Below are 12,134 nucleotides of genomic sequence, written 5' to 3'. Positions count from 1 at the left end.
CGGATTTCGGTTTAGCCTTTATATAGATAAAGCGTTTTATCCTAAAAGATTCGTCGGCTAATTATCGCCGCGAATGCAGACAAAATATGCATAAGCGATATTTGGGCTTTGCCGACATTCGCCGTAAACTGAAATTCATGGAAGCACGTCGGTTTATAACTGCGCTTATTTAGCGGCGTTTTTAAACTGCGGTTTAAAATTCTTTTAATTTTATCAGGAGCCATATGATTCCCGCGCAAAGACAACAGCAAATAATTTCTCTCGTAAAAGATTCCGGGCATGTACAGGTAAGTGAGCTTGCAAAGACATTCGGAGTAAGCGAGCTTACTATAAGGCGCGACTTGAAAATTTTAAGCGATAGCGGACTTTTAACACGCAGCTTCGGTGGAGCCGTTCTTTCCCAAAATTTTTTGCAGGAAATCGATTATTCGGAAAAGATTAACGAATTCATGGAAGAAAAACGTGCGATCGGTAAAAAGGCCGCAAGTTTTGTCAAAGACGGCGATATCATATGCGTAAACGGCGGAAGCACCACCGTATGCGTAGTTGAAAGTCTTTTAAAGACCAACAAACAGATCACGATTATTACCAACAATGTTGATATAATCCGGTTTTTGGGTAAGGAAGAAAAGGCGAACATTATTTTTACCGGTGGAATTTTTAGGGCAAAGTCAAGGAGCATGAACGGCTTTATGTCTTCGCTTTCGCTTCAGAATATTTGGGCAAATAAAAGTTTTATAGGATTGGACGGATTTTCGATCAAACACGGACTTACCGTTACTGTTTACGAAGAAGCTCTCATAACCAAGACTATGATAGAAAGAACTACCGGCAAGGTTTTCGCCGTAACTGCAGGAAATAAGATAAATGTCGTATGCAATTTTAAGGCCGTCGGCGCCGATCGCATAGACGCTGTGATCACGGACGGAACCGGCGGCCAGCTGCTTGAAAACGAACCTGAGGCTCCTGAAATAATAATCGCGGAATAAAAACCTAATCTTCGTGTGAATACTCTTTTTCGCCTTCTGCAGCGAGCAAGGCTTTTGAAGCGAGATCCGATGCGTACTGTGAAATTTCCGCTTTTTGAACGGTCGCGGCCGCCGTTTGTAAAATTCTTTTTGTTTTTTCTTTTTTTTGAGTACGGATTGCAACGAGTTCCCGGGCAGACTTTATTATCTCTTGGGCCTGATCGTCGCTTACGCCGAGAATTTTTGTAATTTGTGCGGAGCCGGCCGTGTAAAAGTTTTCAATGGTAGTAAATTCCTTTAAAAGGATGCCGGCTCTCTTTTTTCCTACATGCGGAAGTTCGCTGAAAATGCTTACCGTGTTTTCTTTTGTGCGGAGCCTTTGGTTCCTGCTCGTTGCAAACCTGTGCGTTTCGTCGCGTATGCGCTGCAAAAGCCGCAACGCGTCGCTGTGCTTTGGCAAAGACATCGGTGTGCTTTCTCCCGGGCGGTAAATTTCTTCGTCGCGTTTTGCAAGGCCTGCAATGGGAATGTCAAGGTTAAGAGCGGCAAGAACTCCTTTTACGGCGTTCACCTGCCCGATTCCTCCGTCTATCAATATGAGATCGGGCAGATCTGACTGTTCGTTTACAAGACGCGTATAACGCCTTGTGGCGGCTTCCCGCATTGAAGCAAAATCGTCTATAACGCCGTCGGTTGTCTTAAGTCTGAAATACCTGTAATTTTTTTTGTCTGGGTTTCCGTTATAAAAACTTATAAGGCTTGCCACAGGAAATTTTCCGCCTATGTGAGCAATATCAAAACCTTCTATGCGAACGGGCAGGTGTTCCAGACCTAAGACGGCTTTTAGTTCTTCAAGGGCGGGAATATCGCCTCGTTCGCGCAGTCTTCTTATCGTGTCTTCATGGGCGTTTTCAAAGGCCATATTCATGGCGGCCTTGTGCCTGCTTGCGTTTTCCATATTGTCTTCAATAGGAATTATGTTCACGTCGGCGTCTAGAGTTTCTTTTATGCGGCGTGAAATAAATTGCAGCGCGTTGCTTGTCGGCACGAAAATATTAGGAGGAAGGTCGCTTTTTTGTATGTAATACGCATTTATAAATTCAGGGATAAGCTCTTCGTCTTCGTTCAAGCTTACAGTTCTGTAATTGTCGCGGCCTAAGAGCTTTCCGCCGCGTATTTTAAGAACGGTAAAACACACGAGCTCTCCTTCTCTGTAAAAAGCTACGTAATCGCGGTCTTCCGTTCCAAAGTCTTCGACTATGTTTTGATTTTGCATTACGGCAAAGGCTTTAAGTCCGTCGCGAAGTCTAGCGGCTTTTTCAAATTGAAGATTTTTTGCGGCCTTTTTCATTTCCTCCGTGAGTTTATCGCGATGTTCTTTATCATTTCTTTCAAGAAGGCCTGAAATTTCGCCGAAAAATTCATTATAGGACTCTTTTGAAATTTTTGAGCAGCACGGCGCCTTGCATTGTCCTATGTGGTAATACATGCAGGGGTTTTGGCGCTTTTTAAAGACCTTGCAGTGCCTTATGGGATAAAGCTTGTAAAGTGTGTCTATAAAGGTGTCAAGAGCGCCCACATCGGGGAACGGACCGAAATATGTTGAACCGTCATGCTGTATATACCGTGTTTTAAACAGACGCGGGAATTCTTCGTTGGTAATCCTAAGAACGGGGTAGGATTTTCCGTCTTTTAGATCTATATTATACCGCGGTTTATGCGTTTTTATGAGATTGTTTTCAAGAAGAAAAGCTTCATATTCGTTTGCTGTTGTAATATACTCAATAGTTTGAGAGCGGGAAATGAGTAAACGCGTTTTAATATCCTTGCGTCCTGAAAAATATGACGAAAGTCGGTTTTTGAGGTTTTTTGCCTTGCCGACATAAATGACGGTTCCCTCAGGGTTCCGCCAAAGATAAACTCCGCTGGAGGAAGGGGCTTGCAATGCGGTTTGATGTAATTGTTGATATACCGTATTTGCGCTCATAATATTCACTATGAAAAAAATACTGATTTTGGTAAGCGTTTGTCCAGTGTTTTTGGTATATAATCTTTTTGCAGTTCCAAAAACGTTGACTCTAGGCGGAAAGGAAGGCTGGGGCAGCATTCAAAAGGCGGACGGCGTTGTTGAAGGCAAAGGAAGATTCGGTTATTCAAGCATAGAACTTTCGCGCAATTCGCCTCCCGTTTCGGATTTTACGGATCTGTTTCTTGACTTTGAAAATGCTGCTATGACCGATTCCGTCGGAAATTATGAAATCTCTGCAAACGATCTTGTTCTTACGGATAACCGTATCATGGGTAAACGCGCAGCGTTAAGCCGCGGTACGGGAAAAGGAATTTTATTGTCGGGTAAAAGCGGAACAATGTTCGGCGGGGCGGGAAGAATAGGCTCTTTTTCCATAGAGTTTTGGATCGCTCCGTCTATCGCCGAAAACGGCGAGAGGCTTTTTTCGTGGCGATCTTCCAGAACCGTAGCAGGTTATCCGATATACCAGACTATTACGGCGACGTTTTTTAACAATCGGCTTGAGTGGAAATTTTCGAATGTGTTTGAAGGATATTCGAAAAACGACGGCGAAGCTGTGGTTTCCGGAAAAAAAATAATAATTCCGGACGTTTGGTCTTACCATAAAATCAGTTACGACGAAGAATTCGGATTGCTTGAATACAGGGTTGACGGCATAACGGAAGATTTAAAGTATATTACTTCCACGGGGCGCGAAGGAGGCGATACTTACCGCATGATCCTGGGAGTGCCTGCCGATATATCGCTGTGCCCGCAGTATACGGGGCGTATGGATGATTTTCGCATAGTAAAAGCGCTGCCGGGGGAAATCTCCGACGATGCAAAAGAAGATTTTGTTACCGTACGCGATATGTATAAGATTGACGGCGGCCGTTTTGAAACGGAACCGATGCACGTGCAACAGGGGTCGGTTCTTACCTCGGTGGAAGCGATTGCGGACGTTCCTCCTCAGACGGAAGTTCAGCTTTATGTGCGCGGCGGCGAAAACAAATTCGGCTGGACGGATTCTTATCCTCAGTGGGAACATGTTGAAAGCGGTAAACCCGTTTCGGGAATAAAGGGAGGATTTTTTCAGCTTGCGGTACAGCTGTATCCTGACGGCGGCGGACGTACGACTCCGTCGGTTACACAGGTGATTTTAAACTACGATGAAATCTCGCCTCCGCTGCCGCCGCTTTTCGTTCAGGCTGAAGCTGGCGACGGTTCGGTTACCTTAAGTTGGGACCATTCCGCTGATGACAGTGCGGGCGGATATTATGTATATTATGGGGAACGCCCCGGTGAGTATTTGGGACGGTATGCGCTTGAAGGCGCTTCTCCTATAAATACGGGAAAGGCCACAAGCCTTACACTTACGGGGCTTAAAAACGGTGTGATCTATTATTTTGCCGTATCGTCGTGGTCGGCTTATGATGACAGAATAAACGGGATGCTTTCAAAGGAAGTTTTTGCCCGTCCGAAAAAACAATGAACGTGCAGGAGCGCATATGTCAAATACTGAAGTTATCCTTAAAAGAGCCGATAACGCGACAAGAGCAAGAGATTTCTCTCTTGCAATAAGGCTGTATGAGTCTCTGCTTTCAAAAAGGCCCGACAGCAATACTATCATGTTTAAACTCGGCTCTACGTATGTCAAAAGCGGAGACGATGAAAAGGCGCTGCCTTATTATCAAAAGATCATAGCAATCGATCCCAATAATTTTAACGCTTTGGTAGATCTCGGCGGTATTTACCGGCGCATGAAAAGGTTTGAAGATTCGCTTTCGGTTTTGCAAAAAGCCGAAAAAATCAACAAGTCGGATCCGCAGATAAACTACAACTTCGGTTTTACATATAAATTTATGGGCGAGTATGAAAAGGCTTTAAGCTATTTTCGTGCTGCAATAGAAGAAAATCCCAACGATGTTCTTGCCTATAACCATATGGGCGTGATATACGCGCTTCGTAACGATCACGTCGCTGCAGTCAGTATATACCGTCGCGGTCTTAAGATCGATCCGAATCATCCTGTTTTGAATTTAAATTTGGCGGAAAGCTTTGAAGCTTTAAAACAAAACGATAACGCCGCTGCGGCATACAAGGCGGCGTTGCGGGCGCGGCCTGGCTGGCAGGAAGCCATTGAAAAATATGCGAAACTTCTTTTGCGCACAAAACACAGAAAGACTACGGAACGCATGTTAAGCCAAACTCTTGATTTTGATTCGAAGAATGTGAATTTGCACATACTTATGGGACGTTGTCTTTCTTCCCAAAGCGATTACCGTGCGGCCTTGGATTCATATAACAAAGCTCTTGAAATTGACGCCGGATCAAAAAAAGCCGTTTTGGGAGCAGCCTTGATGAATGAAAAACTCGGCGTTAAGGCGCGTTCGGTTGAGCTTATGCAACAGCTTGAATCCGCAGAACCGGACGATATCGACATTAAAGAAAAGTACGCTCACGTGCTTTTGAGTGCGGAACATTTTGAAGCCGCATTAAAAAGAATAAATACAGTTCTGAAAGCATATCCCCAGAGATTGCAGGCGCTTAATTTGCTCGGCCAGTATTATCTTTGCGTAGGAAACGACGGCAAAGCGGAAGAGACATACAGTGAAATTGAATCCTTAAATCCTTCGTATGTCGATTATTTAAGGGACGCTTCTCTTCGCTGCCAACAGATCGGCAATATAACAAAGGCCAGACGTTATATAGACAGATACCTCAAAATAAAGCCCACGGAACCGGCGGGACTTTTGATTGCCGCAGCCATTTCAGAAATTTCCGATCCGGCGTCGACGGCGTTGGCCTGTTATCATAAGGTTTTAAAATATGACAGATACAATGCCATAGCTCTTGAGGCTGTAAAACGGCTCGGCGAAAAAGTGACTGAAGAAAATCTTCGAAAAGCGGAAGAAGAAAAAGAAATGGAGGAAATTGATTTTGAAGATGATATTCCTGCCGTCTCAATGGATATAGACGAGTCGCTTTTTGAAAATTCTTATAAAGACAAAAACGGCGGCGGTTTCGGATCCGAGGAATTTGATTTTGACGCATGGGGCGCCGAACATCCTGTTATTGCAAAAGACGAAGACCTTGAGTTTGCGGATGATGAAGACATTGAAGACGACGAAAAACCCATAGGTCTTAAAGATTTGGTTGACGACGGCGGTCCCGTTGAGCCTGACAGAAAACCGCAAAGAAGAAGAGGCCCGTTTGACGAACCCTCCGGCGGAAAAAGCGGATTTGAAATGGAAGATATCGAAGACGACGATATATTGGGACTGGGAAAACCGTCAAGCCCCCAGACGCTTCCCGAAACGGCCTCCGACAGGCCTCTTTCTCACGGCGCTTCAGAAAACCCTGCAAACGCTGACGAGCCGGAAGAAGATTTTGGCGGATTTACGGATGACGATTATGAAAAAGACGAAGCCGGCGGTAAAAAGACCGATTCAGGCAACGATTCAGACGCGGAAGGATCCGAAGATTTTGACCGTCTTGCACAAGAGGCCTCCGAAGAAGCGATAAAGGCCGCTGCCGAAGCAAAAAGATCGGCAGAGGAAGCTCAGGAAGCTGCACAAGCTGCGCAGGAAGCTGCGGACAGTGTAAAAAATGCGCAGGATGAAGATATTCCCGCCGAGTTTCATGAAGCCGATGACGGTTCCGACTATGACGAGACCGTCGACGAGGATGCCGAAACGTTAGATGGGGATCTTTTGCCTGCGGAAGGCAACTTTGACGACGTTCCCGCCTCAGCTGACGAAGAAACTGCGTTCTTGCCGGAAGATGCCGTCTCCGAACCGGACGAGGAAGCTGCGGATGAGGAGATCGGCTCCCTTACCGATGAGGACACCGAAACCTTGGCCGAAGATGCTGAAGAAGAGCCGTGGACGGAAGAATCGGTGCCGGAGGAATTGCCTGAAGAACTTGAAGAACCTTCTTTATCGGAAGAAGATGCCGAACTTCCCGTCGTATCTGAAGAAGCTCTTGGCGACGAGGACGCAGAAACTTTAGCCGAAGACGATGTCGCTTTGTCCGATGAAAAAGATATTGGCGCGGACGACGCGGAAATTGCAGATGCGGCGGCGGATGAAGACACGGAATTCATTCCTCCTGAAGATTTGATCGCTGACGATGAAGAGCCGTCCGATTCGGATATTATTTATGACGACATGGAAAAACCCGCCGGCGGTGATGATTTGGAATATACGGAAGACGATGATCTTTTATCTGTTGACGATAGCGCCGAACTTCCCGCCGTGTCCGATGGAGACGCCGAAAATTCCTTCGAGAATGAAGAAGAAACCGGCTCCCTTACCGATGAGGACGCCGAAACCCTGGCAGACGATGTTTTGACCGACGAAGAACCTGTGCCGGAGGAAGATGCCGAATTGCCTGCTGCATCTGACGAAAATTTCGACGCCGAAGAAGAGCCGTCGACGGAAGAATTGGCGCCGGAGGAATTGTCTGAAGAACTTGAAGAACCGCCTTTACCGGAAGACGGCTTTGACGACGTTCCTGTCGTATCCGAAGATTCCTGCACGGACGAAACGGCGGAAAATAAGGCGGAACTTCTTAAACTTTTTCAACGGCTTCAAACGCTCAGTTCCAGCCTTCCGCCTGAAAAAAAATCCGTCTTTCTGGAAAGCACGGATAGGGTCCGCATGGACTATGTGGTTTCAAAACTTGAGGGCAGGCAGGGGCTTCTTGCAGCCGCACAGGAAATACGCGGAGCCGATCCCGCGCTGGAACAATCAGCCGAAGAATCGCAGGATTCGGAGCTTTCGGGAGACGGTTTAACTTCAGCCGTATTGGATATTATGACAAAAATGTCCGGCGAACTTACCGATAAAACGCTTGCTGCGGCTTTGAGCGCGATTTTAAAAGAGGCGAAGGAAGGTTTAAATTGAACGTCTGAAATAGTTATAACCCGATGTACCTCCATGTACATCGGGTTATGACGAATTTTGGCAAAGCCAAAATATCGCTTTTACATATTTTGTCGCCATCCATGGCGTTACTTAAACTTCGAGTTTTCTTCGAAAACTCGTTTATCGAACTGTGCGCAAGATACGCACGAATGCGGCATTTTCGAAAATCGATATTTTCTGCAAACAGTTTTTGTATGCGCGAGGTCTCGTTTTTACATTCGTATAATTCTTGAATGGGTCAGAACCGTGTTTCCTGTTTCGGTGATCAATATGTCGTTTTCCAGTCGGACGCCGCCCGTTATGGGGTTGTATAATCCCGGCTCAAGCGTTACTACCATCCCAGGAATAAACTTTTTTTCTGCGGAAGCGCGTTTGCTCACAAAGGGTTCTTCATGAATTTCAAGACCGATCCCGTGTCCCAAAGAATGAGGCATCGCCCGTTTGGCTTTTGAAAATATTTCTTCCGCCTTTGCGGACGCGGTGATAACCGGAACGTCTTTTTTATAAAGTTTTAAACACTCGTCGTAAGCTTTTTGCACCAACTTTATCTGCCGTTCCGCCGCGGCCGAAAGTTTTCCTTTTGCTACGGTCAACGTAACATCGCTCGTATAACCGTCGTAAACCACACCGAAGTCTAAGATGGAAAGTCCGTTTGTAGGCCATTGCCCGTCCGTATAATTGGGAAAGCAGTGAATGGCAAAACTGCGGGTGCCGCCTGCCGCAAGCGTGTCGAACCCCGTTTTTTCACATCCGTTTTTGCGGCATTCCGCTTCGATAAAAAGCGCCGCGTCCGTTTCCGTTTTTATATCGCCGGATCTTATTTTTTCTTCGATAAGATCAATAATCTTATCTGTAACGCGAGCGGCATTTTTTATGCACTCGACTTCGTAATCATCCTTTATCGCACGCATGGAACGTGCTTGCTGGTGCAGGCTGTTTTCCCTGCATCGAACATCCCAGCCTGAAAGAGCGTCTATGTATTGCAAAAAAAGCGGATACGGCGTACAGTCCGGAAGTTCCGCTACGAGTTTTCCTTGAATGTTCATGGAATTTAAAACGGCTTTTACAGCCCTTGTACTCTGCCTTTCATACTGAGAATAGGCGATAATGTTATCGACGTGAGCGTGACATTTGGCGGTATTTTCATCCCACGGAATTAAAAAATTTTTTTCGTCGTCAAAGAATATGAATAAGGCGTCTGCCGGGTGCCCGGTAAAATATCTTACGCACGCGTCGCGTCTGGATTCCGTATCTTCAAAAATTGCAGCCGTTATCCCGTATTTTTTCATCTGTGCGGCAAGTTTTGCCCTTCTCTGAGCGTATATTTTTTGTAACCGGTCGTCCTGTATTGCGGTCATTTTTTTCTCCCGATCTTGTGAATGATTATTCGCGCTATATTGTCTTTACTGATTACAAGCAAAATTATTCCCGTCGTGCTGAAAACCGCCGCCGTTATAGCAAGCGGCAGCCCGTAGGCTATGAGTTTTGCACGGCCTGAAAAGTGAACTCTTAGAAATTCCAGCGTAAAAAACGCGGGAATCGCCGCTGTTGCAGAAAAAAAAGTCAATTTTGCAAGATATAAAAGCGATGACTTTACGATCTTTGCCACACAGATTGTTTTTATTCCGTTTAAAAACACAAATAAAAAAACGGTGTTGGCAAAACTTGCTATCGTCAAGGAGAGCGCGATGCCTCCGCCTTTCATCTTGCCGACAAGCAAAAACGCCAGAAAGATATTTACGGCAAAACCGAGTATTCCCGCCATGGTCGGTTTTTTCGTACACCCTTGGGCGTAAAACGCCGGCGCAATTACGCGGTTCAAGGCGATAAAACACAGTCCTAAAATGTGAAAATTAAAGGCTCTGAGGGTGAGCATAACCGACATTTGATTAAAGCGATTATTTTTGTAGATGAGTGAAATTATCTCCCGTCCCGAAACAAGAGAATAAAAAGTTACAGGAATCGTTATGAGCATTATGATTTTTACGGCATTGAGCAGCATATTGTTAAAGTTTTCCCAGTCTTCTTTTTTCGCCAGCCCCGATAAATCCGGAAGAATCACGGTGCCTATGGAAACGGCGAAAATTCCCAAAATAAGTTCCTGAAGGCGAAGAGAATACTGCAGGCTCGAAACTATTCCCGTTCCCGCCTTGCCTGCCAAAGCTGTAGAAACTACGTCGTTTAACTGGTATGCGGCCATTCCCACGATAGTAGGCCCTATGAGCGTCATAACTTTTTTTGTTCCCGGATTTGAAAACGATCGTTTTAGAGACGCCAACTTAAGCTTCCAATTTGTCTTTAAAACAAACGGCAGCTGAAAAAGCGCCTGTATTATTCCGCCTGCGACCACTCCTGTGGCCATAGCTCGTGCGGGGTTTGCCGTATGCGGCGATAATATGTAAGTTGAAGAGATGACGACAATGTTGAACAGAATCGGGGTTGCGCCCGAAGGTGAGAAAATGTTTACGCCGTTAAGTATTCCCTGAAAAAACGCCGCCGTAGAAATCACGAAAAGGTAGGGGAACATTATTCTTGTCAGGATAATTGTTTCCTGCAATGTCTGCGTGTCGGTTTTATTAAAAAAAAGTTTAACTATAAACGGAGTAAAGATCATGCCGAGCGTAACGAATATTGCCGTAATAAAAGAAGCGACTGTAAAAGTTGACGCTATAAATTCTTTAGTTTTTGCAGGATCGTTTTCTTCTACGTATCCTCGGAAAGTCGGAATAAACGCGACGGATATGCTGTTTTCCGCAAAAAGGCGTCTGAACAAGTTTGGTATCAAAAAGGCTATGGAAAAGGCGTCCGCCAGATGACCCGTTCCGAGAAAGGAAGCCTTTGTCATTTCCCGAATAAGCCCCAAAAGCCTTGACAACAAGATTAATACGGAAAGTTTTATACCCGCAGAAGTTAAAGACGACTTTTTGCGCGGTTCAGCGATGCCGGACATATTTATTACAGCATATAGATGTTGGTTAAATTTTTCAATAATAATTCGACCGATAATTTCTTAAGGCGATTTTTCGATTTTCGGACTTTCAAGTTTTATCTATAAGGGGCGCCACGCCAAGCGGAAGCCAAGATATATACTCTTTCCACTAGGGTCGCCGTGGTTCCGTATGCCTACAGTGCAGGTCCTTGCACTGTCACGCCAACTGCCGCCGCGTACAACACGGCGTTTGTCCTCCGGCGCAGGCGACGCGGGACCTTGAGGATCGGTAACAATACCTTCACTCTTATAAGCGTTATCGTTTAATTCAGGATCTAGATTATACCAATCAAAACACCATTCCAAGACATTTCCCGACATATCATATAAACCAAGTGTATTCGCCCTTTTTTCTCCTACAGGATGGGTTTTATTGTCTGCATTATCATTATAATACCACGCAACCTCTCCTGTTTCATCCGTGTTCCACTTGTCTTTTGCTCCGCTTGCACTGTCAAGTTTGGTAAGCCATACATCGCCGTATTGTACCGCATTTGTTTTATCGCTTCCCTGCCAGCGGGCGGCATATTCCCACTCGGCTTCTGTAGGAAGACGATAGCCTTTTTTATCCATATCGGCATAGGCGGCATCGCAATCAGCTTCTACTGTTGAGTTTTTTAATACCGTAGTATCGGTTTCGCTTTTGCGGTATATGCATTCGGCATCGGATCCTGTCGTCATTTGCGTATACGCATTACACCACACAATACAGTCCCGCCAGTTTATAGTTGTTACGGGCTCATCTTCGCTTCCGGTTCCGGAACTGCCTTTTTTCCCCGCATTTTTAAAGGTATAGCCATTTTCAGGTTTTACCGCCCAATCGTAGACGTCTTTCCAAAGTTTATACGTTACCTCTGTCTTGCCCAGCTTGTAGGGGCTTAATTTTACCTTCCGTCCCGCAATAAATACGCCTTTCCAATAATTTTCAGGTCCGGGTAAGGAGCCGGGATCGGGAGCAATGCCTTCGGTACCGGTTGTCGGAGGAATTATTTTTACAAAGTTGCCTGCATTTTCAAAAGAGCCTGCATCCGGCGGTATGGGCATCCCGCCGCCGCCATCCCTACCGTCTCCGGAACTAGCGCCTGCGTTTCCTCCCGCATTATTTGAACAGCCGGTAAACATAAGTGCGATGAGCAGCACAAAAGCCGCTCCCAAAAAGGCATATGCCTTGGTCTTTGAATTATGTGTTTTCATTGTAATTCCTTCTTAAAAAGATTTGACATACAGCAAAAAAAACGCCA

At 45.6% G+C, this 12,134-nt stretch carries 7 protein-coding genes; 3 read left to right on the top strand and 4 right to left on the bottom strand.

Going from position 1 to position 12,134, the window contains the following annotated elements; all coding sequences use genetic code 11:
• The first annotated feature begins 224 nt into the window (after positions 1–224).
• Positions 225–989, top strand: coding sequence for a DeoR/GlpR family DNA-binding transcription regulator (locus HRI96_RS09270; protein ID WP_210117090.1), 765 nt, complete (start codon positions 225–227; stop codon positions 987–989).
• A 4-nt stretch (positions 990–993) separates the two neighbouring features.
• Here the strand turns inward: HRI96_RS09270 and uvrC are convergent, their stop codons facing one another.
• Positions 994–2,955, bottom strand: coding sequence for an excinuclease ABC subunit UvrC (gene uvrC, locus HRI96_RS09265; RefSeq protein ID WP_210117089.1), 1,962 nt, complete (start codon positions 2,953–2,955; stop codon positions 994–996).
• Between the two features lie 10 nt (positions 2,956–2,965).
• Here uvrC and HRI96_RS09260 point away from each other — a divergent pair, with 10 nt between their 5' ends.
• Together HRI96_RS09260 and HRI96_RS09255 are read left to right on the top strand one after the other, a co-directional pair.
• The gene (locus tag HRI96_RS09260) at positions 2,966–4,468 is read left to right on the top strand and encodes a fibronectin type III domain-containing protein (RefSeq protein WP_210117088.1); all 1,503 of its coding nucleotides are present in this window, start codon (positions 2,966–2,968) and stop codon (positions 4,466–4,468) included.
• Between the two features lie 16 nt (positions 4,469–4,484).
• Positions 4,485–7,883 (top strand): tetratricopeptide repeat protein, encoded by a 3,399-nt coding sequence (locus tag HRI96_RS09255; RefSeq protein ID WP_210117087.1) that lies wholly within the window; start codon positions 4,485–4,487, stop codon positions 7,881–7,883.
• 233 nt (positions 7,884–8,116) lie between these two features.
• Here HRI96_RS09255 and HRI96_RS09250 read toward each other — a convergent pair whose 3' ends face one another.
• The 3 genes from HRI96_RS09250 to HRI96_RS09240 all read right to left on the bottom strand — a co-directional run bounded on the left by HRI96_RS09250 (position 8,117) and on the right by HRI96_RS09240 (position 12,087).
• Positions 8,117–9,262: a M24 family metallopeptidase gene (locus HRI96_RS09250; protein ID WP_210117086.1), complete on the bottom strand. Its 1,146-nt coding sequence runs from the start codon at positions 9,260–9,262 to the stop codon at positions 8,117–8,119.
• Positions 9,259–10,854 carry a murein biosynthesis integral membrane protein MurJ gene (gene murJ / locus HRI96_RS09245; RefSeq protein WP_210117085.1) on the bottom strand — a complete coding sequence of 532 codons (1,596 nt, stop codon included), beginning with the start codon at positions 10,852–10,854 and terminating at the stop codon, positions 9,259–9,261. Before murJ ends, HRI96_RS09250 begins: the two co-directional genes overlap by 4 nt.
• Before the next feature lie 99 nt (positions 10,855–10,953).
• Positions 10,954–12,087, bottom strand: a complete 1,134-nt coding sequence (locus HRI96_RS09240; RefSeq protein ID WP_210117084.1) for a formylglycine-generating enzyme family protein — start codon at positions 12,085–12,087, stop codon at positions 10,954–10,956.
• Between the last annotated feature and the right edge of the window lie 47 nt (positions 12,088–12,134).

It is taken from the genome of Treponema parvum, from assembly GCF_017893945.1.
GTDB lineage: Bacteria > Spirochaetota > Spirochaetia > Treponematales > Treponemataceae > Treponema_D > Treponema_D parvum_A.
The sequence above is the reverse complement of the archived record's forward strand: the minus strand, read 5'-3'. Positions and strand labels throughout refer to the sequence as shown.